The organism is Streptomyces sp. NPDC092045 (genome assembly GCF_044756005.1).
GTDB lineage: Bacteria > Actinomycetota > Actinomycetes > Streptomycetales > Streptomycetaceae > Streptomyces.
The window spans coordinates 201,528-227,271 of sequence record NZ_JBIVSC010000001.1; the positions used below are offsets into that span (position 1 = coordinate 201,528).

Here is a 25,744-nt window from a genome sequence, read left to right on the forward strand (position 1 = left end):
CCTTGAACGCGTTCAAAAGCTGTCGGTCATGACTGTAGACCTCATCTTGAACGTGTTCAAGTCATAGGAGGGGAGGGGGCGGGGAGGCCGCGCGGAAGGGGGGCGCGGACGGGAAAGGGATGGCCGCCCGTGTCCCCGGCCGCCTAGGGTCGCGCGGGTGACGCTCTCTCATGACCTGGCCGGTACCGGCCCCTCGACCGTCGTCCTGCTGCACTCCGGGGTCTGCGACCGCCGGATGTGGGACGTGCAGTTCTCCGCGCTCGCCGAGGCGGGACACCGTGTCGTCCGCTGCGACCTCCGCGGCTTCGGCGAGTCCCCGATCGACGCCCCGCACACCCACGCGGAGGACGTCCGGGACCTGATCGACCACCTCGGCGCCGACCGCGTCGCCGTCGTCGGCTCCTCCTTCGGCGGCGAGGTCGCCCTGGAGTTCGCCGCCCGCCACCCCGGACGGGTCGCGGCCCTCGCCCTGCTCGCCTCCGGCGTGCCCGGCATGGAGCCGAGCGCGGAGCTGGAGGCCTGGGGCGACCGCGAGGACGCGCTCCTCGACGCGGGCGACCTCGACGCCGCCGTCGAGCTCAACGTCGGCACCTGGCTCGGCCCCGAGGCCGGGGAGCGGGCCCGCGCGCTGGTCCGCGAGGCGCAGCGCCGCGCCTTCGAGGTGCAGCTCGCCGCCCCCGAGGAGTACGACCCGGTCGACCCCGGGGTGACCCGGGACGAGATCGCCGGCGTCCGGGCCCCCGCCCTGGTGGCCGTCGGCGCCCACGACCTCCCCGACTTCCGGGCGGCCGCCGACGAGTTGGCCCGCCTCCTGCCCGCCGCCCGCCGCCTCGACCTCGACTGGGCCGGCCACCTCCCCGCCCTGGAGCGCCCGGAGGAGACCGCCCGCCTCCTCGTGGACTTCCTGGCGGAGGCCCTGGCGCCGACCGCGCCCTGAGGCGGGGGCCCGGGCCCGTCAGGCGGCCGGGTCCCGGGTGAACCTCCGCACGCCCGGCACCAGCGCCGTCCCCAGGCAGCAGCCGCCCACCACCACCGCCGCGGCGGCCAGGGGCACTCCGGGGCCCCAGGCCGCCGCGGCGAGCGGGGCCAGGGCGTAGCCGAGGGGCATCGCGGCCAGCGAGAGCAGCCAGTCGTACGAGGTGACGCGGGCGAGCGCGTGGGCGGGCACCGCGCGCTGGACGGCGGTCTCCCAGACCGGCGACAGGAAGCCGAGCCCCGCCTGCGCGAGCCCGTAGGCCGCGATCGTCACCGGCGCGGGCGCGGCGACGGCGAGCAGCGCCAGCGGCAGCGCGTACGTGGCGAGTCCGAGGTTGGCGGTCAGGACCGGGCGCCGGGGGCGGGCGCGGCCCGCGAGCAGTGCCCCGAGGAGGAAGCCGACGGCGCCGACCTGGAGGAGGACCACCCAGGTGGTGCCGCCGCCGAGCCGCTGCACGGCGACGGCGGGCCCGAGGGTCATCAGGACGGCGGCGGCGCCGTTCCAGGCGCCGTGGCCGACGAGGCTGGTCCAGTACCAGTCGCGGGAGCGGACCTCCCGCCAGCCCTCGACGAGGTCGGCGCGGAGCGAGCGGCGGGGGACCGGCACCCGCTTCACCCGGACGGCGGTCAGGAGCAGGGCGCTGAGGCCGAAGGTCGCCGCGTCCAGGACGAACGCCCAGCCGGCGCCCACCGTGAGGACCAGCGTGCCCGCGAGCGCCGGGCCCGCGAGGCGGGTGGCGCTCTGGGCCACCCCCATCGCCGCGTTGGCCCGGTGCAGCGCGCCGGCCTCCACCGTGCCCTTCAGCAGCGGCGCGCCGGTCGGCATGGCGAAGGCCCCGGCGGCCCCGCCGCACGCCTCCGCGACCGCGAGCACGGCGATGCCGGGGGAGCCGCCGAGGAGCTGGAGGCCGACGACGAGCTGGGTGGCGCAGCGCACGAGGTCGGTGGTGAGCGCGACCGTCCGCGCGTCGAAGCGGTCGCCGACGACCCCGCCCAGCGGCAGCAGGAGCAGCTTGGGGACCATCGCGCAGCCGAGGACCAGGGCGAGCGCCGAGGTGGAGCCGGTGGCCTCCAGGACGGCGAGGGCGAGGGCGGCCGGGATGGCGGCGTCGCCGAGGAGGGAGAGGGCGCGGCCGGTGAGGAGGAGGCGGAAGGAGCGGGTGCGCAGGGGGTGGGGAACGGGCGCGGGCGCCGTGGCGGCGGGAGCGGCGGGCATGGCGCGAAGGGTATTTCGGCAGCGAATGATTCGTCAACGAAATATTAGGCGCCGAAGTATCCAGAGGGTGTCACGTGCCCGTTCCGACGTACGATCGCCCCATGGACCCGACCCCCGCGCTCCCCGCTCCCCCGGAACCGCGCGACTGGACCGACGGACACGTCGCCCGCTGGCAGCCCGTCCTGCCCGGCCTCGACCCCGTCGTCGAGGGCGCGGTCACCCGGATGAAGAAGCTCTCGGTCCATCTGCGCCGGGTCAGGGAGCAGTCGCTCGTCGACTTCGACCTGGAGCGCCACGAGTTCGACACGCTCCACAAGCTGGCCGGCCGCGGCGGCAGCGCCGCCCCCTCCGAACTCGCGCAGGACCTGGACCTGGCCCCCGCCTCCGTCTCGGGCCGCCTCGACGCCCTGGAGAAGCGCGGCTTCGTCCGGCGCACCCGGTCGACCACCGACCGGCGCCGGGTCGTCGTCGAGCTCACCGCCGCCGGCCGCGAGACCTGGCTCGGCGCGATGGACGTCCTCGGCCACGAGGAGTACCGGCTCCTCGGCGTCCTCGCCCCCGAGGAGCGCGCCCTGCTCAACGACATGCTGCGCCGCGTGATGGTGGCGGCCGAGGCGGGCGACGCCTCCGACCCCTGGCACGCCTGAGGAACCCTCCCTCCGGCGGACCGGGGACGGGCGCCCGCAGGACGGCCCGTCAGACGCTCAGCGAGCGCGCGAAGTTGACCTGGCCCATCACCCAGTGGAGCGTGTCCGGGCCCGTCGCCGGGATCATCGTGGCGTGGTGGCGGCCCCCGCTGGTCACCGTGACCTGGATGAAGCCCGTGGTCCTCTTCTCCTTCATCAGGAGGAACAGCAGGCCCACCAGGCACAGCAGCGTGAAGACGACCGCGAGCACGATCGCGACCGTCGGGATCTTCTCCTCGGTCCGCGACATGTCCATCGCGTTCCACACCGCGCCCTTCAGGGGCATCGACCCGGCCGGCGTGACGATCCGGTCGCCGACGACCGTGATGTCACCGATCGCGAGCACCGGCGCGGCCCCGAACGGCACCGGCGGGAACTGCTGCGGCGCGGGCGCCAGGGGCACGCCGTCGGCCAGCGTCGGCCGGTACGCCGGGGCCTGCGGGTAGCCGTACGGCGGGGTCGCGCCCTGCGGGTGGCCGTACCCGGGCGTCCCGGGCGCGCCGCCCTGCCCCGGCGGCTGCCCCGGTCCCCACCTGTACTCGCCGTCCGCGTAAGGGTTCGGCTCGCTCATCAGTCCCCGCTCTCCACAACGACACACACCGGCGCGTGCGGACGGGAAAGCCCGCCCCCGCACGCCGAGCGTACAGAAGCGGGCTTTCCCGTCGTGACCGCGATGTCAGAAACGACGCGTGATGAGCGCGCGCTTCACTTCCTGGATCGCCTTGGTGACCTCGATGCCGCGCGGGCAGGCGTCCGTGCAGTTGAACGTCGTGCGGCAGCGCCACACGCCGTCCTTGTCGTTCAGGATCTCCAGGCGCTGCTCGCCGGCCTCGTCGCGCGAGTCGAAGATGAAGCGGTGCGCGTTGACGATGGCGGCCGGGCCGAAGTACTGGCCGTCGTTCCAGAAGACCGGGCAGGACGACGTGCACGCGGCGCACAGGATGCACTTGGTGGTGTCGTCGAAGCGCTCGCGGTCCTCGGCGGACTGCCGGCGCTCGCGGGTCGGCTCGTTCCCCTTGGTGACCAGGAACGGCATGACGTCCCGGTACGCCTGGAAGAACGGCTCCATGTCCACGACCAGGTCCTTGAGGACCGTCAGGCCCTTGATGGCCTCGACCGTGATCGGCTTCTCGGGGTTGATGTCCTTGATCAGCGTCTTGCAGGCGAGCCTGTTCTTGCCGTTGATCCGCATCGCGTCCGAGCCGCAGATGCCGTGGGCGCACGACCGGCGGAAGGTCAGCGTGCCGTCGACGTCCCACTTGATCTTGTGGAGGGCGTCGAGCACGCGCTCCTTGGGGTCGATCTCGATCTGGAAGTCCTCCCAGACCGCCGCGTCCGAGATCTCGGGGTTGAAGCGGCGGATCCGCATCGTGACCGTGATGTACGGCGAGGCGGCGGAGTCCTTCTCGACCTTGTCCAGTACGGGAGTAGCCATCAGTACTTACGCTCCATCGGCTGGTAGCGGGTCGTGACGACCGGCTTGTAGTCGAGACGCACGGTCTCGGAGCCGTCCTTGCCGACCTCGCGGTACGCCATCGTGTGACGCATGAAGTTGACGTCGTCGCGGTTCGGGTAGTCCTCGCGGTAGTGACCGCCGCGGGACTCCTTGCGCGCCAGGGCCGAGACGGCCATGACCTCGGCCAGTTCGAGCAGGTTGCCCAGCTCGATGGCCTCCAGGAGGTCGGTGTTGAAGCGCTTGCCCTTGTCCTGGATGGACACGTTCTCGTAGCGCTCGCGCAGCTCGGCGATCTTCTCGACGGCCGTCTTGATGGTCTGCTCCGTGCGGAACACCATCACGTTGGCGTCCATCGTCTCCTGGAGCTCGCGGCGCAGGTCGGCGACCCGCTCGCTGCCCGTGGAGTCGCGCAGCTTCTCGATCTGCGCGACGACGAGGGACTCCGGGTTCTCCGGCAGCTCGACGAAGTCGGCCTTGGCGGAGTACTCGGCCGCGGCGATGCCGGACCGCTTGCCGAAGACGTTGATGTCGAGCAGCGAGTTGGTGCCGAGGCGGTTGGCGCCGTGCACCGACACGCAGGCGACCTCGCCGGCCGCGTACAGGCCCGGGACGACGGTGGTGTTGTCCGAGAGGACCTCGCCCTCGACGTTGGTCGGGATGCCGCCCATGGCGTAGTGCGCGGTGGGCTGGATCGGGATCGGGTCCGTGTACGGCTCGATGCCGAGGTACGTACGGGCGAACTCGGTGATGTCCGGCAGCTTGGCGTCGAGCTGCTCCGGCGGGAGGTGCGTCAGGTCCAGGTAGACGTGGTCGCCCTCGGGACCGCAGCCGCGGCCCTCGCGGATCTCCGTGTAGATGGAGCGGGAGACGACGTCGCGGGACGCGAGGTCCTTCATGACCGGCGCGTACTTCTCCATGAAGCGCTCGCCGTCCTTGTTGCGCAGGATGCCGCCCTCGCCGCGGGCGCCCTCCGTGAGCAGGATGCCCATGCGCCAGATGCCCGTCGGGTGGAACTGGAAGAACTCCATGTCCTCCAGGGGCAGGCCGCGGCGGTAGCAGGCGGCCTGGCCGTCACCGGTCAGGGTGTGCGCGTTGGAGGTCACCTTGAAGAACTTGCCGGTGCCGCCGGACGCGTAGATCACGGCCTTGGCCTGGAAGACGTGGATCTCGCCGGTGGCCAGCTCGTAGGCGACGACGCCGGCGGAGTGCTTCACGCCGTCGACCTCGGTGATCAGCTGGTCCAGGACGTAGAACTCGTTGAAGAACTCCACGCCCTCCTTGACGCAGTTCTGGTACAGCGTCTGGAGGATCATGTGGCCGGTGCGGTCCGCGGCGTAGCAGGACCGGCGGACCGGGGCCTCGCCGTGGTTGCGGGAGTGGCCGCCGAAGCGGCGCTGGTCGATGGTGCCGTCCGGGGTGCGGTTGAACGGCAGGCCCATCTTCTCCAGGTCGAGGACGGCGTCGATGGCCTCCTTCGCCAGGATCTCGGCGGCGTCCTGGTCGACCAGGTAGTCACCGCCCTTGACCGTGTCGAAGGTGTGCCACTCCCAGTTGTCCTCCTCCACGTTCGCCAGCGCGGCGGCCATGCCGCCCTGCGCGGCGCCCGTGTGGGAGCGGGTGGGGTAGAGCTTCGTGAGCACGGCGGTGCGGCTGCGCTTCGTCGCCTCGATGGCGGCGCGCATGCCGGCGCCGCCGGCGCCGACGATGACGGTGTCGTACTTGTGGATCTTCATGAGTGGATTACCTCAGCCCCGTGCCTAGCGGATGTTCGGGTCGAAGGTGAAGATCACCAGCGTGCCCAGAAGGATGGTGAACACCGTGGCGGTGTACAGCAGGCCCTTGAGCCACAGACGCGTGTTGGTCCGCTCCGCGTAGTCGTTGATGACCGTGCGGAGGCCGTTGGCGCCGTGCAGCATGGCCAGCCAGAGCATCAGCAGGTCCCAGACCTGCCAGAACGGGGACGCCCAGCGGCCGGCCACGAAGGCGAAGCCGATCTTGGAGACGCCGCCGTCCAGGAAGAGCTGGATCAGCAGGTGGCCGATGACCAGGACGACGAGGACGACGCCGGAGAGGCGCATGAAGAGCCACGCGGCCATCTCGAAGTTGCCGCGGGTCGCGCGCGGGGTCTTGCCGGTGCGCTTGCGGGGCGGCTCGATGTACGGCGCGGGGTTGTCCACGTCGTAGGGGTGGCCGCCCTCGACGGGGCCGATCGCGGAGGTGGTGTCAGTCGACATGTCTGGCGTCAGCTCCCGAACAGTTCACGTGCGGCGTGACCGAGGACGGGGTACAGCGAGCCCGCCATCAGCACGACCCAGATGCCCACGACGGTCCAGAGCATCTGCTTCTGGTAGCGCGGGCCCTTGGACCAGAAGTCCACGGCGATGACCCGGAGGCCGTTCAGCGCGTGGAAGAGGATGGCGGCGACCAGGCCGTACTCGAGCAGAGCGACGATCGGCGTCTTGTAGGTCGCGACGACCTCGTCGTAGGCCTCGGGGGAGACGCGGACGAGAGAGGTGTCAAGGACGTGTACGAACAGGAAGAAGAAGATGAGGACGCCGGTGACTCGATGAGCCACCCAGGACCACATTCCTTCCCGGCCGCGGTACAGCGTTCCAGCCGGCACGGAAAAACCCTCCGGGAGCGGGGATCGGGGCCGGCCGGCTTCTCTGTCGGTCTGGCCCGGCCGGGTACGGTCCACCGGCCCCGGTCATCGTAGCGACGAGTTGTCGGTTCGCTCGCGCGGGGTCCATAGGTGTGATCAAACAGGCACGGACGGGCTATCGCACGGGACGGAATCACCGCATTGCGGACGGAATCACGCCCCGGGGTGCCGGGGTGTGAGCCCCTCGGCCAGCCGGAAGGCCAGCCGGGCGCGGGCGAGTCGGCGCAGTTCCTCGGCCGCGATCACCCGCTCCTCCTCCGGTTCGTTGCCGAGACGTGACCGGATTCCGGCCAGGACCTGGTCGAGCCGTTCCCCGGGGCGCACTCCGTCGAGGCTGATCACGAACGCGTGTCCGAAGCTGCTCTCGTACGCCGCGTGCGCGGCCCGCAGCGCGGTGCGGGCGGCCGGCGGGGCGTCGGGGTGCGGCAGCGCGGAGGACTCGGCGGCCAGGGCCCCGTCGAGATCGGCGCGGGACAGGTCGTAGCCGGCCTCGTCGGCGGCGGCGAGCAGCGCGTCGACCGTGGGATAGGGGCGGTGGGCCGCCACCCGTTCGGCCCAGCGGGGGCTGTGGCAGCAGGAGAGCAGCAGGGCCACGGCCTCGGCGGGGGGCGCCGCGTTGAAGCCGACGAGACCGCCGGCGGGGCCGCCGGGACCGCCGACGGGGCCGCCGGCGCGCCGGGGCGCGGGGGGCGGGCCGGGTATGGCAGGCGTGTCCGTGGAGCCCGGTTTCCGGCAGGGGACGTGGGTGTCGCTGGTCAGCGTGGGCTCCGGTTACTCCGGGACGGATGGGGTGGGCGTGACGGAACGTTATCGACGGGACGGGGGAAGTGTCCGACGGGTGCGCGATTTTCACCCGGAAGGGAGAGTTTCGGAACATCTGATGGACGCCGGGGTTCCGGTCGCCCGACCGCGGGTGAAGACGGGGTGTCGATCGTCCCCGCCGCCGTCGCCGGCGTCCTTGATGACGGCGAGGGGGGTTCCGGCGTTCCCGCCGCGACGGATGTGGTGGTTCCGTTTCGGCCGTCCGTCCGTCGCCCGATTGGCCGGACCGTCATCCGTAGGAGAGGATTCCGATTGATGCGGTACTCCATACGGGGGCCCCGGCGGGGCCCCGCACTCCTGGCGACCTCGGTGGCACTGGCCACCGCGGCGGCCTGTTCCGGCGGGCCCGCCTCGGGCCCCGCCTCCGCCCCGTCCCCCGGCTCGGCCACGGCCGCCGCGCCCACGAGCGCGCCCTCGCCGACGCCGACCCCGACCCGCACGTACCCGCTCTCCAGCGCGCCCCGCACGGTCCCGGCCGTCCGCGCCCACGAGGCCGCCCGCGGCCCCGGCTGGAAGCCGGCGCCCACCGGCGGGGTCGTCATCGCCGCGAACAGCGGCGGCCTCGCCGACGAGGGGAAGCTGATAGCGGGCGAGCTGGGCATCCCGTACCGGGGCGCCGTCGCCGCCGGACCCGGGGACGTCGAGCTGGCCCTCGGCGGGACGGGCGCCCCCGAGTCGTACACCCTCGTCGTCCGCGACGACCGGGTCCGGATCAGCGGGCCCGACGAGGCCGGGGTCTTCTACGGCACCCGGACCCTCAAGCAGTCGGTGAGGGCGACCGGCGCGATGCCCGAGGGGACGGTGAACGACCGGCCGGCCAAGCCCCAGCGCGGTCTGAACGTGGACACCGCCCGCAAGCACTTCACGGCCGCCTGGATCGAGGACCGCATCCGGGAGATGGGCGACCTCAAGCTCAACCAGCTCGGACTGCACTTCTCCGACGACCAGGGCTTCCGCATCGCGTCCGACAGCCACCCCGAGGTGGTCTCCGCCCAGCACCTCACCAAGGCGGAGGTCCGGCGGATCCTGGCCCTCGCCGCCGAGCGGCACGTCACCGTCGTCCCCGAGATCGACTCCCCCGGGCACCTCGGCGCCGTCATCGCCGCCCACCCGGACCTCCAGCTCCGCAGCGCGACCGGCCGGGCCCCGCGCGGCGCCGTCGACATCGCGAACCCGGAGTCGGCGAAGATCGTCGACGACCTGCTGCGCGAGTACGCGCGGCTCTTCCCCGGCGCGTACTGGCACCTCGGCGCCGACGAGTACGTGGCCCTCATGGCGAAGGACCCCGAGGCCGCCTACCCGGAGCTGGCGCGGGCCGCGAAGGCGAAGTACGGGCCCTCCGGCCGGGTCCAGGACCTGGCCACCGGCTGGCTCAACGACCGCGCCGCCGTCGTCCGCCCCACCGGCAAGACCCTCAAGGCCTGGAACGACGGCTTCTTCACGGGCGGGGTCGTGAACGCCGCGAAGGACCTGGAGGTCGAGTACTGGACGGGCAAGGAGATCGGCGCCCGGCAGCCCGTCTCGTACCTGAGCCAGGGCCGGAAGATGGTCAACCTCAACGACGAGTACCTCTACTACGTCCTCGGCGAGCCCAACGACTTCGCATACCCCACCGGCCGCCGGATCTACGAGCAGTGGACCCCGCTCGTCGTGCGCGGCACCGCTCCCGTCCCGGCGAAGTACGACGCCCAGATCCTCGGCGCCCGCTTCGCGGTCTGGTGCGACCTGGCGAACTCCCAGACCCCGGCCCAGGTGGCGGCGGGCATCCGCCTCCCCCTCGCGGCGCTCTCCCAGAAGGTCTGGAACCCGGCGAAGCCGACGCAGAGCTGGGACCGGTTCCGGGCGCTGGCGGAGCAGGTGCGCTGAACGGGTCCGGAGCGTGATCACTCCGTGCCCCTGGGGGGTGTCTCGCCGATCGTGCCGGGCTCGCGGCGTCCGGCACCGCACCCCGCCGCGTCGTCGCCGGTCGCCGACGCCCCGCGTCGACTCCCTCCTCCGCCCCGCGGCGCACGGCGCCGGACGCCGCTCCCCGATCCGGCCCGATCGGCGAGACACCCCTAGGCAACGGCCCGACCTCACTGGCATGATTCCGGCCACACAGTGACGAAAAGGCGACCCCCGGCACCTCAGGGGGGCGTCGCGTCCGCATCGGGTGGCGAGGAGGCGTCCATGACGTCGGGGAAGCCGGGGAACGACCGGAGCCTGCGGGAGCTGATCGACGGGGCCGACGAGCGGGGCCTGGCCGCGGCCGGCCTCGCCTGTCTCGACCGCTGCCTCCCGCTGCTCGCCGCCGACCGGGGCGACGCCCTGCGGCCCGCCTGGGCGGCCGTCGCGCGCGCCGACGGCGACGCGTGGGGCGAGGCCGTCGCCAGGGCCCGCGTCGAGCTGGACGCCGAGGGCGGCGGGGACGCGGCGGAGTCCGTGCGCGGCATGCTGGCCTCCGCCCCCGACGCCTGGTCGGCCGAGTCCCTGCGCGCCTGGGTCGGCGTCTGCTCCGGCACCGCCCTCGCCCTGCACGGGCGGTACGACGCGGCCGGTGCCGACGGGGCGCTCGTCGAGCGCTGCCGCGCCGGGGACGCCGACGGCGCGGGCCCGCTGCTCGCCGGGGAGCTCCGCCGCCAGCGGGCCGTCCTCGAATCGGCCGCCCACGGCCCGACCGGGCTGCGCCGGGCCCGCGAGCTCTCCGTCGAGGGCGGCCGGGTCCTGCGCGCGGTCGTCTCGCGCCGGGCGCGCACCACGGCCTGAGGGGACGGGGCCTCCGCTCGGGGAGGCCCCGCCCCCCCGGGTGCCGTCAGGCCTCCGGCTCCGTTTCCGTCTCCGGCGCCTGGATCGCGATCGAGGCGACCGCCTCGGAGATCTCCCGTTCCGCCGTCGCCTTGTCGAGGCCGAGCCCGCTCAGGACGCCCTCCCCGTCCTCCTGCTCCAGGAGCGCGAGCAGGACGTGCTCGGTGCCGACGTAGTGGTGCCCGAGGCGCAGGGCCTCGCGGAACGTCAGTTCCAGGACCTTCTTCGCCGCCGCGTCGTACGGCACGAGCGCGGGCGGCTCGTCGACGGCCGGCGGCAGGGTCGCCGCCGCCGCCTCGCGCACCCGGTCCAGGGCCACGCCCCGCGAGGCGATCCAGTGCGCCGCGAGTCCCTCGGGTTCGGCCAGCAGGCCGAGCACCAGGTGGGAGGGGGTGATCTCGGCGTTGCCGACGGCCGTCGCCTCGTTCTGGGAGGCCATGACCACGTTCCGCGCGCGGGGCGTGAAGCGGCCGAACCCGGCGTTCGGGTCCATCTTCTCGGCGTCGGGGTCTTTCGGCACGAACCGCTTCTGCGCCGCCTGGCGGGTGACGCCCATGCTGCGGCCGATGTCGGTCCAGGAGGCGCCGGAGCGCCGGGCCTGGTCCACGAAGTGGCCGATGAGGTGGTCGGCGACGTCGCCGAGGTGGTCCGCCGCGATGACCGCGCCGGAGAGCTGCTCCAGGGCGTTCGGGTGGACCTTCTTGATGGCTTCGATGAGCTCGTCGAGACGGACGGGAACGGTCGGAACGACTGGATTCGTCATGAGGCAACCCTAGGTTGACACCCCACGGGTGTCAACTGTCGGTTGACAGTCGTGAGGGCGCGCCGCGCCCGGGGCGGTCCGGAGGCCGGAGGAGAGGGAAGGGAAGGGGAGGCGCGGAGGAAGGGGCGCGGGAAAAGGAGAGACGACCGGGGCCGCCACCCCCCACAGGAGAGGCCCCGGTCGTCCTCCACGGAGCCGCAGCACGGCTCCGTACTCCTTTCAGCGCCGGAAGTGCGCTTTCTGTCACACCGCTTCCGGACACCGGAAGGTTGCAAGTTGTACAAGGGGCGGGCACCGCGTGGACGAGGTGCCGGAGCACCACGTAGCGTTCCGGTGTGTTGGACAGCGTGGCGGCGGTGACCGGCCGCGACGAGACGACGCGACCGACGAACAGGGTTTGGGGAGTGCTGGGGGACGACGCGGAGCTGACCGCCGCGGTGCTCGCCGCACAGCACGGGGACGAGGACGCCTTCCGTGCCGTGTATCGCGCCGTGCACCCCAGGCTGCTCGGCTACATACGCACGCTGGTCGGCGACACCGACGCGGAGGACGTGGCCTCCGAGGCCTGGCTCCAGATCGCGCGCGACCTCGACCGCTTCGGCGGCGACGCGGACCGCTTCCGCGGCTGGGCCGCCCGGATCGCCCGCAACCGCGCCCTCGACCACATACGGATGCGCGGCCGCCGCCCCGTCGTCGGCGCCGACGAGACCGAGCTCACCGACAGGCCCGCCGAGTCCGACACCGCGGGCGAGGCCCTGGAGGCCCTGGCCACCGGCCACACCATGGACCTGATCGCCCAGCTCCCGCAGGACCAGGCCGAGGCCGTCGTGCTGCGCGTCGTCGTCGGCCTGGACGCCAGGAGCGCCGCCGACACCCTCGGGAAGCGCCCCGGCGCCGTGCGCACCGCCGCGCACCGCGGCCTCAAGAGGCTCGCCGAACTCCTCGGGGTCGAGGCCGCCCCGGACGGCGCCGGCGGGACCGTCGTCCCCCTGGACGGCGTGCCTCCGCAGCGCGGCCGGACACCGGGAGCGGCGGCGCCCGGCGGTGTGACGCAATCGCGTCCGCGTACGCAGAAGGACATGTGATGGCCGACGAGCGGTACCAGTGGCTCGACGAGGAGGCCGCGGAGCGACTGCTCCGGGGCGAGCCCGTCGACCCCGCCGACGACCTCGCGCGCCTGCGGGCCGGGCGCCTCGCGGGGGCCCTCGACGCGGTCCGCACCCCGGTCGCCGGGGACCCGCTGCCCGGAGAGGCCGCGGCCCTCGCCGCCTTCCGCGAGGCCACGGCGGACCGCGCCGCCGCTGCCCCCGCCGCGCGGGGGAACGCCGCCGGGCACGCGGGAGAAGCCGGGGAGACCGCCCCCGCCGACCTGGGCCGGGTGCGGATCGCGCGCGCCGCCGCGCGCCCGCGCCGCTGGGGCCGCTCCGCGCGGTACGGCCTCGCCGCCGCGGTCGCCGCCGTCGCCGTCGGCGGGGTCGCCGTCGCCACGGGCACCGGCGTCCTCCCGCTGGTGGGCCCCGCGCCCGCGAGTTCCGTCTCCGCCGGGGAGACCGCCCGACCGCTCGTCTCGCCGGAGCCCGGCGAGATACGCGAGGACTCCGGGATACCCGGCCCCCCGTCGCCCGGCGGCGGCCGCACGTCCGGCGCGCCCCGCTCCGCCGGCACGGACTCCCCGGCCCCCGACGCCACGGCCCCCGACGGCGGCCGTCCGGAGACCGGCGGAGCGGACAGGCCGAAGCGGGACGTCCCGGAGCCCGGCCGCGGTACGGCGGGCACGGACAGGACCCCGGACCCGGACCGCACGCGCGGCCGGGACCGGGACGGAGGCGGGAACGGGAACGGCGTCACGGACCTCCGGCAGAAGGCCGTCGAGGCCTGCCGGGCGTACCGCTCGGGAAAGCTCGACGACGGCGGCCGTCGCCGGCTCGCGGACGCCCTGCGCAACGGCGAGACCCTGCGCCGCTACTGCGACCGCGTCCTCTCCGGCGCCACCGGCGCGCCCGGGAACAGCTCCGGGGGACGCTCGGACGGCGGCTCCGGGGACGGCTCGAAGGGCGGCTCGAAGGGCGACGGCCCCCGCGGCGGCGAGAACGGGAGCCACTGGAACGGGGGCGGGGACGGCCGGGGCGACACCCCGCGCCCGACGGCGACGACCCTCGTGACGGCCCCGGAGACGGGCGCGACGACGCGCCTCCCGCTCGCGGTGTAACACTTTCCGGACCGTCGGCGCAGTACGTAATGCCGACTGGTCATCGGCCGCGCGACGAGCCGGGGTTCCCCCCGTACCTGCGGCTCCGCGCACCCGGCGCGGGTGGGGCACGTTCCCCCGGTCCCACCCGCGCCCTTTCCTTCCCGGGCTCCCGGGCCTACCAGTGGACGACGACCTTGTCGCCGACCTTCACCTGGTCGAAGAGGGCCGCGAGCTTGGCCCGGTCCCGGACGTTGACGCAGCCGTGCGAGGCCCCGGCGTACCCGCGGGCCGCGAAGTCCGACGAGTAGTGCACGGCCTGGCCGCCGCTGAAGAACATCGCGTACGGCATGGGCGTGTGGTAGATCGTCGACGTCCACTCGCGGGCCTTCCAGCCCACGCTGAACGTGCCCTCGCGGGTCGGGGTGTTCTCCGAGCCGAAGCGCACGTCCATCGACGAGACGACCTTGCCGTCGATCATCCAGGCGAGGGTGCGGCTCTCCTTGCTGATGCAGAGCACCCGGCCGGTCATGCACGCCGGCACCGGGGCGTCGAGCGCGTTGGTGGTCGACGGCTTCAGCTCGTCGGCGGTGGGCTTCCGGCTGGCGCCGAGCAGCCGCTGCCAGGTGGTCCCGTCGACCGAGCCGGTGCCGGCCAGCCCCTGCTTCTCCTGGAAGGACTTCACCGAGCGCGCCGTCATCGACCCGTAGAAGCCGGTGGGCGCGCGGTCGAAGTGCTTGAGCTGCCGCAGCCGCGCCTGGAGCTCGCGCACCTGCTCGTTCTCGTCCCCGTCCTTCATGAGGACCGGGGAGCCCGGCGTCCCGGCGGAGGCGGAGTCCGAGGGGTCCGCCGTGGGGAAGGAGGGGGAGGAGGACGGCGCCTTGCCGTCGGCCGTGGGAGAGGCCTCGGGGGTGGCGGAGCCCGACTCCGACGCGGACGGCGACGCGGACGGCGACGCGGACTCCGACGCGGACCCGGACGCCGATGCCGAGGGCTTCGCCGAGGCGCTGCCCGAGGGGGTCGCGGAGCCGCTCACCGGACCGGCCGCCTGGGCCGTACAGCCCGCGGCGAGCGCCACCGAGACCGCTGCCAGCACCACTCTGCGCACCACGGCCGAAGACCGCTTCATCGTTGCCCCCCGGGAAACTCGTCTGTACGTAGGGGGATGCTTCCCGCACGCGGGTGGTTGCGCACCGCGGCCGGAAAAGGCCCCTCCGGACATCACGAAGTGGTGAACCCCCTCTTCCGCCGGGGGCGGCGCCCGCGTCCCGGCCGGCGCGTGCCGGTCTTCCGCGATGCGAAACACGGGGGCGGAACACCGCATGCGCGTGCGACACTCCGGCCATGCTGGGTGTCACCGATCTGCCGACCTACCTCGCCGGGCTCGTCCTCATCATCCTCCTGCCCGGACCGAACTCGCTCTACGTCCTGTCCGTCGCCGCCCGCAAGGGCACCCGGACCGGCTACAAGGCCGTCGCCGGCGTCTTCACCGGCGACGCGGTCCTCATGACCCTGGCCGCCCTCGGCGCGGCCTCCCTGCTCCGGACCACCCCGGTCCTCTTCACGATCGTGAAGTACGCGGGCGCCGGATACCTGGCCTGGATGGCGTACGGGATGCTGCGGGCCGCGTGGTCGATGTGGCGCTCGCGCGGGGAGGCGCCCGAGGAGGAGCCGGAGGGCGCCCCGGCGGCCCCCGCCGAGCACCCGTACCGGCGCGCGCTGATCATCAGCCTCTTCAACCCGAAGGCGATCCTCTTCCTGATCTCCTTCTTCGTGCAGTTCGTGGACCCGGGCTACGCCTACCCGGCGCTCTCCTTCCTGGTCCTCGGCGTCCTGCTCCAGCTCGGCAGCTTCCTCTACCTCACGACCCTCATCTTCGGCGGCACCCGCCTCGCCGCCGCCTTCCGCCGCCGCCGGCGCCTCTCCGCCGGGGCGACCTCGGCGGCCGGCGCCCTCTTCCTCGGCTTCGCCGCGAAGCTCTCGCTCAGCAGCGCCGCCTGACCCCGTCCGCCGGCACCGGTTGACCCTCACACCGTGTGAGGCCGTTCCGTAGGGGGCGTCATGTTCACCATCGGAGACTTCGCCCGGCACGGGCGGGTGTCGGTCCGGATGCTGCGTCACTACGACGCCGTCGGACTGCTGCGCCCGGCCCGGGTCGACCCGCACACGGGCTACCGCTTCTACGCGGCGGACCAGCTCGCCCGGCTCAACCGCGTCATCGCCCTCAAGGACCTCGGCTTCACCCTGGAACAGGTGGGGGCCGTCCTGGAGGAGCGGATCGACGCGCACGAGCTGCGGGGCATGCTGCGCCTGCGCCAGGCCGAACTCGAAACGGCCCTGGCGGAGGCGCGGACCCGGCTCGACCGGGTCGGCGCGCGGCTCCGTGCCATCGAGAGCGAGGGACACATGTCCACCCAGGAAGTCGTCCTCAAGAAGATCCCCGCCGTCCGGATCGCCGAACTGAGCGCGGTCGCGGCGGGCTTCGGCCCGCAGGACGTCTCCCCCGTCATCGGCCCGCTGTACGAGGAGCTGTGCGGCCGGCTCGAAGGCGCGGGCGTCACCGGCTTCGGCCCGGGCGTCGCGTACTACGAGGACGCGGGCCGGGGCGACGGCTCGGTCGTCGTCCACGCGGGCACGACCGTCCCGGAGGGGACGGAGGCGGAGGGCGTCCTCGTGCACGTCCTGCCCGGCATCGAGGAGGCGGCGACCGTCGTCCACCACGGCGCGATGGACGACGTCCTGCCGACCGCGCAGACCCTGGCGTCCTGGATCGACGCCAACGGCTACGCCTCCGCCGGGTACGCCCGCGAGCTGTACCTGGAGTGCCCGGAGGACCGGGCGCGCTGGGTGACCGAACTCCAGGAGCCGGTCGTCCGCGCCTGAGCGCGGACCGGCAGCGCGTGTCCGGGCCCGGGCACGCGTCGCGGCACCCGCGCGGGCCCGCACCCGCGCCGGGCCCGGGGCCCCCGCACGGGTCCCGGGCTCCGGCGCTCCGCGGTGGCTATCTCTTCAGCGCCCCGCGCAGCCGCAGCGCCCGCCGGGCCAGCCGGCGGACCTGCGGGTGCCGGGGGAGGGGCAGGCCGCCGGGGAGGCCCAGGGCGGTGAGGCGGCGGCGGGTGAAGTGGTGCCGGGTGCGCTCGGCGGCCGGCCCCGACAGGTGCCGCACCGCCGCCGTCCGCAGCTCCGGCCGGATCTTCGGCTGCATCGCGAAGCCGACCGCCGCGACCAGGTCGTTCAGCTCCTCCGTACCGATCCCGGCGCCGTCGCCCTCCGTGCCGCCGAGGGGCGGGACGACCGCGTCCACGACCGTGAGCGGGATCCGGTTGCTGTTCTGGAACGGGGTCAGCCGCTCCAGGAGGGGGCGGGTGCCGACCCGGGCGACCGGCAGGCCGTAGAAGGTGTGCGCGGTCAGCAGCGCCGTCGAGAAGCAGCCGACGACGAGGGCGGGCCGCAGCTCGCGGTAGAGCACCTCCGCGAGGACCGGCCGGTCCTCGACCGTCAGCTCCGCGCCCAGCTCCTCCGCCGCGCGCACCAGCTTCCGCGACCAGGCGTCCGGGGCCGTCGGGTGCGGCTTGAAGACGAGCCGACGGTGGCCCCGGGCGACCGCGCCCCGCACCATCCGCAGGTGCAGCTCCTCCTCCTCGGCGGCGGTCAGCAGGTTCAGGGCCGCCAGGTACTGGCCCAGGAGCAGGGCCGGGCCCTCCGCCGGGGCAGGACCCGAGGGCGGGCCCGCCAGCTCCTCGACGCACTTCGTGAACGCCTCGGCCGGCACGGCCTCCGGCACCGCCCCGAACTCCCCGAGGAGCAGCGGCGCGAGGCCGGGCACCAGGTCCAGGTGGAGCAGCCGGGACACGCGCCCGCCGATCAGCGGGTCGATCTTGTTGCGGGTCGGCCCGTAGCTCATCAGCCCGTCCGCGTACACCGTGATCGACGCCTCGGGGAGCAGCTGGGCGATCGCGAGCGCGGGCGTCACCTGGATCGACTCCAGGGCCAGTTCGACCCGGTCGTCACCGAGCTCCCAGATCCTGCGCAGATGGCGCTGGAGGAGCGGGAGGTCGCTCGCGCGCGGGGTCCAGCCGCCCGGGTGGAGCGGGAAGATCACCTCGTTCCAGGAGAGGACGGAGTCGAAGCGGCCGCGCAGCCGCGCGAAGCCCTCGGCCTCGTCGAGGGAGGGCGTCGTCTCCGGCACGGGCGCGTTGTCGGTGACCAGGAGGATCCGGCGGTCGGCGGGGCCGAAGCGGCCGCTGTCGATCGCGGCGGCGATCGTCACCGCCCCGTAGAGGGTGGAGGCGCAGAAGATCTGGGTGGTGCGGCGGGGGCGCGTACGGGTGCTCACGCGGCCACCTCAGGCTTCGGGCTCTGGTCCGGCTTCGGGCTCTGGTCCGGGTTCGCGTTCTGGTTCTGGTTCGGGGAGGAGGGTCCGGGGCCGTCCGTGGGCGCGGGCGGTGGTGCCGGCCTGCGCCTGCGCAGCCTGCGCAGCAGCGCCGCGCGGTCCCCGCCCATCGCCGTCAGGGCCTCGTCGAGGACGTCCTGCGGCATCCGCCGCAGCGCGCCTGCGCTCATCGCCCGCAATTGCCGCGCCACGTCCGGCTCGAACCTTCCGATCGAACCGACGTGGTGGGAGATCACCGCGCAATAGGTGCGCACGGCTTTCGGGAGGAGGAGTTCCGCGTCCCGGTCCCGCGCCGTTTCCTCGACCACCTGGTCGAATGCGCGGATGAAATCCAATTGCCGGACGTCGCCGATCTGCGTGAGGGAGGTCGCCACTCCGCGACGGTAGAAGACGCCGAGTTCGCCGATGGCCGCGAACGATTCCGCCTCGCGGTGCAGCCGCCAGATCCACGGCCGGTCCTCGGCCGTCCGCAGCCCGTGCGTGAAGTGCAGCAGACCCCGGTCGAGGAGCCGCCGGTGGTAGATCCCGGCCCAGGCGTACGGGTAGTCGACCGAGGTCGTCCGGTGCGACGGCAGGATCGCGTCCCTCGGGCGCAGCACCTCGCCGCGCCGGGGGACCGGCGCCCGGCGCACCCCGCGCTCGCGGCCGGTCACCGAGACGTGGTCGGTGCGCAGGAAGTCGCAGCCCAGCTCCTCGGCGGCGGCGACGAGGCGGGAGTAGTGGCCGGGAGCGAGCCAGTCGTCCCCGTCGAGGAAGGCGACGTACTCGCCGCGGGCGGCGTCGAGCCCGGTGTTCCGGGCCGTGGCGAGGCCCTCGTTGCGCGCGTGCCGGAGCAGGACGGCGCCCGGGATCTCGCGCGCGGCCCGTTCGAGGAGCTCCGGGGTCGCGTCCGACGAGCAGTCGTCGACGAGCAGGAACTCGAAGTCCTCCCGGGCGTTGGCCCGCAGGCTCGTGAGGGTGTCGGGGGCGTATGTCTGCACGTTGAAGAACGGCACGACGACGGAGAGCTTGACCACGCGGCCGACGCTAGGCGCCGGCCCGGCATTCCCCCCGACCGCCGGGAGGACGTCCGGTGAACACCAAGCGGCGGGCCGATTAATCGCCTTTGCGGAAAGGGGGAGATCCGGCCCCGGGCGACCGGATGCCGACCCGCTTCAGCAGGCGGAGAGGCTCTGTTCACCGGTTGTTGTGGCTCAGTTGGGCCGGAAAGCGGAATGCCCTTCTAGCGTCCTCGACGTGCCATCACGTACCCGAGAAGCGATACGGACCGCCGTACTCGCCGACTCCGACACCCGGTGGAAATGGGGCGCCCTCACCGCGCGCCGCATCACGGCGACGGCCGCCGAACCCACCGGCTTCGTCCTGCGCGGACGCGCCACCCCCACCGCCCGCCAGCTCGCCGAGACCGGGGTGTCCGCGGACGCCCCCCGCGAGGTGACGGGCGCGGAGTTCCTGCGCGCCGTACGGGACGCGGAGGCGCGCGGCGAGGGATACGACGTCCTCGTCCTCGCCCTCGTCGGCGGCACCGTCCGGGCCGTCCTCCAGGGCCTGGCCGACCTGGGCCTGGAGCGGCGGCCCGTGATCGTCACCGGCTACGTCGGGGTCGTCTACGAGAAGCTGACCGACGGCCTCCTGCTGCGCCACGGCGCCGACGTCGTCCTCGCCAACTCCCGCCACGACGCCGAGCGCTTCCGCGCCGTGTACGAAGGGGTGGGCGCGGACGCCGGACCGGTCGTGGAGGCGGCGCTGCCCTTCCTCGGCGGCGCCCCGTACGCCCCCGCCGCCGGCCGCGACACCCTGGTCTTCGCCGCACAGCCCTCCGTGCCCGCCACCCGCGCCGAACGCGCCTACGTGCTGCGGCGGCTGATCGGGCACGCCCGGCTCCACCCGGACCGCGAGGTGCTCCTCAAGCTCCGCTCCAAGCCCGGCGAACACACCACGCACCTGGAGGAGTTCCCGTTCCAGAAGCTGGTGCGCGAGCTCGACCCGCCGGACAACTTCCGTCTCGTGTACGGGCACATGGGCGAGGTCCTGGACCGCACCGACCTCCTGGTCACCGTCTCCTCGACGGCCGCCCTCGAAGCCCTGCACCGCCGGATCCCCACCGCGGTCCTCACCGACCTCGGGGTCCGCGAGGCGCTCGGCAACCACCACTTCGTCGGCTCCGGCCTACTGACCTCCTTCGACCGGCTCGACGGGGGGAGCGCGCCGACGCCCGACGAGACCTGGCTCGCCCGCCAGGGAGTCGCCTCCGACGGCTCGTACGAGGAGGCCTTCGACGCGGCCCGTGACCGGGTCGACGCCCTCCTGGCACGGCCCGGACTCCCCCCGATCAGCCCCTACTACACCGCGGAGACGGCCCCCGGCTACCTGCCCGGGATCCTCGCCCGCCACCGCCTGGACGTCACCGCGCCGGAGCCCCGCGAGAGCGGGCTCCGCCGGATCGTCCGGGAGGCCGCGCGGGGCGCGTACCGCCACGGCGTGCAGCGCGTCGCCCCCGTCATCCGCCGCCTGGGAGAACTCTGATGACCGCCGCACCCGCCCCCGGGACCGCCATACCTGCTTCCGGGACCGCCGCTCCCGCGCCCGGGGCCGCCGTACCTGCTTCCGGGGCCGCCGCTCCCGCGCCCGGGGCCGCCGCACCCGCCCCCGGGGCCGCCGTACCCGCCCCCGGGGCCGCCGTACCTGCTTCCGGGACCGCCGCCCCCGCCTCCGGGACCGTCACCCCCGGAACCGCTCCCGCCGCGACCGCCCCCGCGGGCTCCGCGCCCGTCGTGCTCGCCGTGATCCCCGCCCGGGGCGGCTCCAAGGGCGTGCCCGCCAAGAACCTCGCCCCGGTCGCCGGCGTCCCGCTGGTCGGCCGCGCCGTCCGCGCCTGCCTCGGCGCCCGCCCCGTCACCCACGTCGTGGTCTCCACCGACGACCCCGCCATCGCGGCCGCCGCCCGCGCCGCCGGCGCCGAGGCCGTGCACCGCCCCGCCGCGATCGCGGGCGACACCGCCACCAGCGAGGCCGCCGTCCTGCACGCCATGGACGCCTTCGAGGCCACCCGCGGCCGCGCCGCCGACGTGGTCCTCCTCGTCCAGTGCACCAGCCCCTTCCTCACCTCCGCCGAGGTCGCCGAGACCGCCGGCCGGATCCTCTCCGGCGCCGCCGACACGGCCTTCACGGCCGCCCCGTCGCACGGCTTCCTCTGGCGCGAGACGGCGGAGGGCGCCGAGGGCGTCAACCACGACAGGGCGCACCGCCCCCGCCGCCAGGACCGGGAGCCCGAGTACCTGGAGACCGGCGCCGTCTACGCCATGGCCGCACCCGGCTTCCGCACCCACCGGCACCGCTTCTTCGGCCGCACCGCGCTCGTCGCCACCGACCCCGCCCGGGTCCTGGAGATCGACGACCCGCACGACCTGGCCCGCGCCAAGGCCCTCGCCCCGCTCCTGGACGCGCCCGCCACCCCCGGCCTCGCCGACGTGGACGCGGTGGTCCTGGACTTCGACGGCACCCAGACCGACGACCGGGTCCACCTCGACGCCGAGGGGCGCGAGTTCGTCTCCGCGCACCGCGGCGACGGCCTCGGCATCGCCGCCCTGCGCCGCGCCGGACTCCCCGTCCTCATCCTCTCCACCGAGCAGAACGCCGTCGTCGCCGCCCGCGCCCGCAAGCTCCGCATCCCCGTCCTGCACGGCATCGACCGCAAGGACCGGGCCCTCAAGGAGTGGTGCGAGGCCGAGGGCATCGACCCGCAGCGCGTCCTCTACGCCGGCAACGACGTCAACGACCTGCCCTGCTTCCACCTCGTCGGCTGGCCCGTCGCGGTGAGCAGCGCCCACGACTCCGTACGGGCCGCGGCCCGCGCGGTCACCGTCACCCCGGGCGGCGCCGGAGCGGTCCGCGAGATCGCCGCCTGGCTCCTCGGACCCGAACTCGACGCCCCCGCACGTGCCACCGCCGCACGGACGACCCCCGCACGCACCACCACCGAACCCTAAGGACCCGCACCATGAGCACCCGTCTCCGCACCCTCGGCACCAAGACCGCCGGCCCCGGGCAGCCCGTCTACGTCACCGGCGAGATCGGCATCAACCACAACGGCGAGCTGGACAACGCCCTCGCCCTGATCGACGTCGCCGCCGAGGCCGGCTGCGACGCGGTCAAGTTCCAGAAGCGCACCCCCGAGATCTGCACCCCGCGCGACCAGTGGGACATCGAGCGGGACACCCCCTGGGGCCGCATGACCTACATCGACTACCGCCACCGCGTGGAGTTCGGCGAGGAGGAGTACCGGGCCATCGACGCGCACTGCAAGGAGCGCGGCATCGACTGGTTCGCCTCCCCTTGGGACACCGAGGCCGTCGCCTTCCTGGAGAAGTTCGACGTCCCCGCCCACAAGGTCGCCTCCGCCTCCCTCACCGACGACGAGCTGCTGCGCGAGCTGCGCTCCACCGGCCGCACCGTCATCCTCTCCACCGGCATGTCGACGCCGAAGCAGATCCGGCACGCCGTGGAGGTCCTCGGCAGCGACAACATCCTCCTCTGCCACGCCACCTCGACCTACCCGGCCAAGGCCGAGGAGCTGAACCTGCGCGTCATCCAGACGCTCCGGGAGGAGTACCCGAACGTCCCGATCGGCTACTCCGGCCACGAGACCGGCCTCCAGACCACCCTGGCCGCCGTCGCCCTCGGCGCCGTCTTCGTCGAGCGCCACATCACCCTCGACCGCGCCATGTGGGGCTCCGACCAGGCCGCCTCCGTCGAGCCCCAGGGCCTGACGCGCCTGGTCCGCGACATCCGCACCATCGAGACGGCCCTCGGCGACGGGGTCAAGAAGGTGTACGAGTCGGAGCTCGGCCCGATGAAGAAGCTCCGCCGGGTCCAGGGCGCCGTCGCCTCATGACCGGGCAGCTGGCGTTCGTCGAGAGCCCGGTCCAGCTCCTCAACGTCCTGGAGTGGGCGCACACCCGGGCCCCGGCCCGGACCCCCGGCACGGGCCCGGCGCCCGGCGCCGGGGCGCCCGCACCCGTCACGGCGTCCAGCACCGCGCCAGCCCCCCTCGCGGTCGTCGTCCTCTCGCCGACCGACCCCATGTCGCGGGGCCAGCTGCGCCGGATGGCCCAGCTGGCCCGCGACGAGGGCCTCGCCGTCCACTGGCAGGAGGCCCGCGGCGGCCGGGGCGCCCTCGTCCGCACCCTGCGGCGGCTCGCCGGGCCGCTGCGCTCGGCGGAACGGGTGATCATCGGGGACCCGTTCTCCCGGTACGTCCAGCTCCTCCTGACCCTCTTCGGCCCCCGGCACCTGACCGTGGTCGACGACGGCACCGCGACCATGGAGTTCGCCGCCCAGCTCGGCCGCGGCGAGCGCCTGGTCCGCTGGCACCGCAAGGGCGGCCTGGGCCCGCGCGAGCTGGTCCTCGCCCCCGTGACCACCCTGGCCCGGCGCCGGCTCGCCCCGGTCCGGGGCCGCACGGTCGAGATCTTCACCTCGCTGCCGGTCGAGGCCCCGGAGGGCGTCGAGGTCACGGAGAACTCCTACGCCTGGACCCGCGCCCGCTTCGGCCCGCCGCTGCTCACCGGCGGCGCGGACCTGGTCGGCACCTCGCTGGTGGAGACCGGGGTGGTCGACGCCGACCACTACGCGCGCGTGGTCGGCGAGCTCGCCCGTGCGCACGGCGCCACCCGCTACTTCGCGCACCGCAGGGAGAGCGCCGAGAAGCTGCACCGGATAGCCGTCGAGACGGGCCTCCAGGTGGTCCGGCCCGAGCTGCCCCTGGAGCTGGTGGCCCGGCGCGGCCCGGTCGGCCGCACGATCGTCAGCTTCCCGTCCACGGTCGTGCACACCCTGCCGCTGGCCCTGGCCGGCACGGGCGTGCGGGTCGCCGTCTGCGAGGTCGCGCCCGAGTGGCTGCGGGCGACCGCCTCGCCGCGCGCGCAGGGCTTCCTGTCCGGTGTCACGGGGACGGCGGCCCGCGAGGTCGACCGGCTCACCGCGCGCGGGACCCCCGGCGTCGACCGGCTGGAGTTCGGATGATGTTTCCCGCCGCCCGCACGGGGCAATCGGGTGAGGATACCCACACGGGGTGGTCGCTAAGCCCGGAAAATCGAGGTTCTTTCCCCTAACGGGTTGAACTTTTCGTGATCAACGGGCAGTTGACCGCCTCGAAGGCCTACCCTTCAAAAGGTGAACCAGTTGAAGTCCCGTGAGCCAGGCTCCGCCACTCTGCCCGGAAAGCTGCCCGCAACCCTGCGCGACGAACTGATCATGTTCCGCAGGGACTTGCACATGCACCCCGAGCTCGGGAAGCAGGAGTTCCGTACGACCGCCGCGCTCAAGGCCCGCCTGGAGGCGGCCGGGCTCGCGCCGGAGGTCCTTCCGGCCGGCACCGGGCTCATCTGTGACATCGGCACGCCGGACCCGGGCCGGCCCATGCTGGCGATCCGGGCCGACCTCGACGCGCTCCCCATCCCGGACGTCAAGACCGTCGCCTACCGCTCCACCGTGGCCAACCGCGCCCACGCGTGCGGACACGACGTCCACACGACCTCCGTCCTCGGCGCGGGCCTGGTCCTCGCCGAGCTCGACCGGCAGGGGCTCCTGCCCAACGCCGTGCGGCTGATCTTCCAGCCCGCCGAGGAGGTCCTGCCCGGCGGCGCCGTCGACGTCGTCGAGGCCGGCGCCCTGAACGGCGTCGGACGGATCATCGCCGTCCACTGCGACCCCAGGGTCGACGCGGGCAGGATCGGCCTGCGCGCCGGTCCCATCACCTCCGCCTGCGACCGGCTGGAGGTCACCCTGGACGGCCCCGGCGGCCACACCGCCCGGCCGCACCTCACCACCGACCTGGTCACCGCCGCCGCCCGCGTCGCCACCGACGTGCCCGCCGTGCTGGCCCGCCGCGTCGACGCCCGCTCGGGCCTCTCGGTCACCTGGGGCCGCATCGAGTCCGGCCACGCCCCCAACGTCATCCCGCAGCACGCCGAGCTCTCCGGCACCGTCCGCTGCCTCGACCTGCCGGCCTGGCGCGACGCGCCCGACCTGGTGCACGCGGCGATCGACGAGATCGCGGCCCTGCACCGGGCCAAGTCGACCGTCACCTACGTCCGGGGCGTCCCCCCGGTCGTCAACGACGCGGCCGTCGCCGAGCTGCTCCGCGACGCCATGACCGCCCGGCGCGGGGTGCACGCGGTCGAGGACACCGAGCAGAGCCTCGGCGGCGAGGACTTCTCCTGGTACCTGGAGCACGTCCCCGGCGCCATGGCCCGTCTGGGCGTCCGCGTCCCCGGCGACACCCGCGTCCGCGACCTGCACGCCGGCGACTTCGACGTGGACGAGAGCGCCATCGAGGTGGCCGTGGAGCTCTTCACGGCGGCGGCCCTGCTCACGGACGCGCCGCAGCGGGAGTCCTGACCCCGGGCCCGGCCGGCGGGCCGGGCCCGTACGGGCCGGGGGACCGCACCGGCCGGGAACCGCACCGTCCGGGCCGTACGGCCCACGGCCCGAGGCGCACGGCCAGGGCCCACGGGCGGCGCGGCGAGCGGATCCCGGCCCGCCCGCCGGGCCGTACGCACGACCGATGCTTTCCGGCCGGACGGACCCCTCATCCGTCCGGCCCACCCGTTGCCCCACGCGTTCCCCCGGACGGTCCAGCGCCCGGCGTGTCCCCCGTGCGCCCCCTGTCGCACCGGGCGCCCCCGCCGGTATAACCGGCGGTACCGGGCCGAACGCCCTCGGTCGCCCCGCACGGCCGGTTCGCGACGATCCGATAACGACTCATGAACGGGTCTTTAACTGACATCTACGCGCGT

Annotated in this window: 24 protein-coding genes; 13 read left to right on the forward strand and 11 right to left on the reverse strand. The window is 74.2% G+C overall.

Annotated elements, in window-relative coordinates; genetic code table 11:
• Positions 1-157 precede the first annotated feature (157 nt).
• Positions 158-937 carry an alpha/beta fold hydrolase gene (locus ACIQKA_RS00935; RefSeq protein WP_402539577.1) on the forward strand — a complete coding sequence of 260 codons (780 nt, stop codon included), beginning with the start codon at positions 158-160 and terminating at the stop codon, positions 935-937.
• An 18-nt stretch (positions 938-955) separates the two neighbouring features.
• On the opposite strand, the gene ACIQKA_RS00940 is transcribed toward ACIQKA_RS00935, so the two are convergent.
• On the reverse strand, positions 956-2,191 hold the full coding sequence (locus tag ACIQKA_RS00940; RefSeq protein WP_402539578.1) for an MFS transporter: 1,236 nt from the start codon (positions 2,189-2,191) through the stop codon (positions 956-958).
• Between the two features lie 101 nt (positions 2,192-2,292).
• On the opposite strand from ACIQKA_RS00940, the gene ACIQKA_RS00945 reads away from it, so the two are divergent.
• Positions 2,293-2,838, forward strand: a complete 546-nt coding sequence (locus tag ACIQKA_RS00945; protein WP_383151195.1) for a MarR family winged helix-turn-helix transcriptional regulator — start codon at positions 2,293-2,295, stop codon at positions 2,836-2,838.
• 49 nt (positions 2,839-2,887) lie between these two features.
• Here the strand turns inward: ACIQKA_RS00945 and ACIQKA_RS00950 are convergent, their stop codons facing one another.
• The 6 genes from ACIQKA_RS00950 to ACIQKA_RS00975 all read right to left on the reverse strand — a co-directional run bounded on the left by ACIQKA_RS00950 (position 2,888) and on the right by ACIQKA_RS00975 (position 7,589).
• The gene (locus tag ACIQKA_RS00950; RefSeq protein ID WP_391093428.1) at positions 2,888-3,448 is read right to left on the reverse strand and encodes a hypothetical protein; all 561 of its coding nucleotides are present in this window, start codon (positions 3,446-3,448) and stop codon (positions 2,888-2,890) included.
• A gap of 105 nt (positions 3,449-3,553) precedes the next feature.
• The gene (locus tag ACIQKA_RS00955; RefSeq protein ID WP_383151193.1) at positions 3,554-4,312 is read right to left on the reverse strand and encodes a succinate dehydrogenase iron-sulfur subunit; all 759 of its coding nucleotides are present in this window, start codon (positions 4,310-4,312) and stop codon (positions 3,554-3,556) included.
• Positions 4,312-6,066, reverse strand: coding sequence for a succinate dehydrogenase flavoprotein subunit (sdhA, locus tag ACIQKA_RS00960; protein ID WP_391093426.1), 1,755 nt, complete (start codon positions 6,064-6,066; stop codon positions 4,312-4,314). The genes ACIQKA_RS00955 and sdhA overlap by 1 nt, the downstream gene beginning before the upstream one ends.
• A gap of 24 nt (positions 6,067-6,090) precedes the next feature.
• On the reverse strand, positions 6,091-6,567 hold the full coding sequence (locus tag ACIQKA_RS00965; protein ID WP_383151191.1) for a succinate dehydrogenase hydrophobic membrane anchor subunit: 477 nt from the start codon (positions 6,565-6,567) through the stop codon (positions 6,091-6,093).
• An 8-nt stretch (positions 6,568-6,575) separates the two neighbouring features.
• On the reverse strand, positions 6,576-6,956 hold the full coding sequence (gene sdhC, locus ACIQKA_RS00970; RefSeq protein ID WP_356541453.1) for a succinate dehydrogenase, cytochrome b556 subunit: 381 nt from the start codon (positions 6,954-6,956) through the stop codon (positions 6,576-6,578).
• Between the two features lie 192 nt (positions 6,957-7,148).
• Positions 7,149-7,589 (reverse strand): 2-oxo-4-hydroxy-4-carboxy-5-ureidoimidazoline decarboxylase, encoded by a 441-nt coding sequence (locus ACIQKA_RS00975; RefSeq protein ID WP_383429443.1) that lies wholly within the window; start codon positions 7,587-7,589, stop codon positions 7,149-7,151.
• Positions 7,590-8,072: 483 nt separating this feature from the next.
• On the opposite strand from ACIQKA_RS00975, the gene ACIQKA_RS00980 reads away from it, so the two are divergent.
• The gene (locus tag ACIQKA_RS00980; protein ID WP_402539580.1) at positions 8,073-9,683 is read left to right on the forward strand and encodes a glycoside hydrolase family 20 protein; all 1,611 of its coding nucleotides are present in this window, start codon (positions 8,073-8,075) and stop codon (positions 9,681-9,683) included.
• Between the two features lie 303 nt (positions 9,684-9,986).
• Positions 9,987-10,562, forward strand: a complete 576-nt coding sequence (locus ACIQKA_RS00985; RefSeq protein WP_383151189.1) for a hypothetical protein — start codon at positions 9,987-9,989, stop codon at positions 10,560-10,562.
• 46 nt (positions 10,563-10,608) lie between these two features.
• Here the strand turns inward: ACIQKA_RS00985 and ACIQKA_RS00990 are convergent, their stop codons facing one another.
• Complete coding sequence (locus tag ACIQKA_RS00990) at positions 10,609-11,364, reverse strand: Clp protease N-terminal domain-containing protein (RefSeq protein ID WP_391093423.1); 756 nt, start codon at positions 11,362-11,364, stop codon at positions 10,609-10,611.
• Positions 11,365-11,768: 404 nt separating this feature from the next.
• Here ACIQKA_RS00990 and ACIQKA_RS00995 point away from each other — a divergent pair, with 404 nt between their 5' ends.
• Together ACIQKA_RS00995 and ACIQKA_RS01000 are read left to right on the forward strand one after the other, a co-directional pair.
• On the forward strand, positions 11,769-12,449 hold the full coding sequence (locus tag ACIQKA_RS00995; RefSeq protein ID WP_383151257.1) for an RNA polymerase sigma factor: 681 nt from the start codon (positions 11,769-11,771) through the stop codon (positions 12,447-12,449).
• On the forward strand, positions 12,449-13,573 hold the full coding sequence (locus ACIQKA_RS01000; RefSeq protein WP_402539581.1) for a hypothetical protein: 1,125 nt from the start codon (positions 12,449-12,451) through the stop codon (positions 13,571-13,573). Before ACIQKA_RS00995 ends, ACIQKA_RS01000 begins: the two co-directional genes overlap by 1 nt.
• 157 nt (positions 13,574-13,730) lie before the next feature.
• On the opposite strand, the gene ACIQKA_RS01005 is transcribed toward ACIQKA_RS01000, so the two are convergent.
• Positions 13,731-14,681 (reverse strand): L,D-transpeptidase family protein, encoded by a 951-nt coding sequence (locus tag ACIQKA_RS01005; protein WP_402539582.1) that lies wholly within the window; start codon positions 14,679-14,681, stop codon positions 13,731-13,733.
• Between the two features lie 215 nt (positions 14,682-14,896).
• Here ACIQKA_RS01005 and leuE point away from each other — a divergent pair, with 215 nt between their 5' ends.
• Both leuE and ACIQKA_RS01015 read left to right on the forward strand, forming a co-directional pair.
• Complete coding sequence (gene leuE, locus ACIQKA_RS01010; RefSeq protein WP_383151185.1) at positions 14,897-15,553, forward strand: leucine efflux protein LeuE; 657 nt, start codon at positions 14,897-14,899, stop codon at positions 15,551-15,553.
• Positions 15,554-15,613: 60 nt separating this feature from the next.
• Complete coding sequence (locus ACIQKA_RS01015; RefSeq protein ID WP_402539583.1) at positions 15,614-16,435, forward strand: MerR family transcriptional regulator; 822 nt, start codon at positions 15,614-15,616, stop codon at positions 16,433-16,435.
• A 118-nt stretch (positions 16,436-16,553) separates the two neighbouring features.
• On the opposite strand, the gene ACIQKA_RS01020 is transcribed toward ACIQKA_RS01015, so the two are convergent.
• Positions 16,554-17,888, reverse strand: coding sequence for a polysialyltransferase family glycosyltransferase (locus ACIQKA_RS01020; RefSeq protein ID WP_402539584.1), 1,335 nt, complete (start codon positions 17,886-17,888; stop codon positions 16,554-16,556).
• A complete protein-coding gene (locus ACIQKA_RS01025; RefSeq protein ID WP_402539586.1) occupies positions 17,885-18,961 on the reverse strand; it encodes a glycosyltransferase family 2 protein in 1,077 nt (358 codons plus the stop codon). The genes ACIQKA_RS01020 and ACIQKA_RS01025 overlap by 4 nt, the downstream gene beginning before the upstream one ends.
• A 220-nt stretch (positions 18,962-19,181) precedes the next feature.
• On the opposite strand from ACIQKA_RS01025, the gene ACIQKA_RS01030 reads away from it, so the two are divergent.
• The 5 genes from ACIQKA_RS01030 to ACIQKA_RS01050 all read left to right on the forward strand — a co-directional run bounded on the left by ACIQKA_RS01030 (position 19,182) and on the right by ACIQKA_RS01050 (position 25,346).
• Positions 19,182-20,471: a DUF6716 putative glycosyltransferase gene (locus tag ACIQKA_RS01030; protein ID WP_383151181.1), complete on the forward strand. Its 1,290-nt coding sequence runs from the start codon at positions 19,182-19,184 to the stop codon at positions 20,469-20,471.
• A complete protein-coding gene (locus ACIQKA_RS01035; RefSeq protein WP_402539587.1) occupies positions 20,471-21,934 on the forward strand; it encodes a cytidylyltransferase domain-containing protein in 1,464 nt (487 codons plus the stop codon). Before ACIQKA_RS01030 ends, ACIQKA_RS01035 begins: the two co-directional genes overlap by 1 nt.
• Positions 21,935-21,945: 11 nt before the next feature.
• A complete protein-coding gene (locus ACIQKA_RS01040) occupies positions 21,946-22,839 on the forward strand; it encodes an N-acetylneuraminate synthase family protein (protein WP_383151179.1) in 894 nt (297 codons plus the stop codon).
• The gene (locus tag ACIQKA_RS01045) at positions 22,836-23,969 is read left to right on the forward strand and encodes a hypothetical protein (protein ID WP_383151178.1); all 1,134 of its coding nucleotides are present in this window, start codon (positions 22,836-22,838) and stop codon (positions 23,967-23,969) included. The genes ACIQKA_RS01040 and ACIQKA_RS01045 overlap by 4 nt, the downstream gene beginning before the upstream one ends.
• A gap of 150 nt (positions 23,970-24,119) precedes the next feature.
• On the forward strand, positions 24,120-25,346 hold the full coding sequence (locus ACIQKA_RS01050) for an amidohydrolase (protein WP_383151177.1): 1,227 nt from the start codon (positions 24,120-24,122) through the stop codon (positions 25,344-25,346).
• The last annotated feature ends 398 nt before the right edge of the window (positions 25,347-25,744 follow it).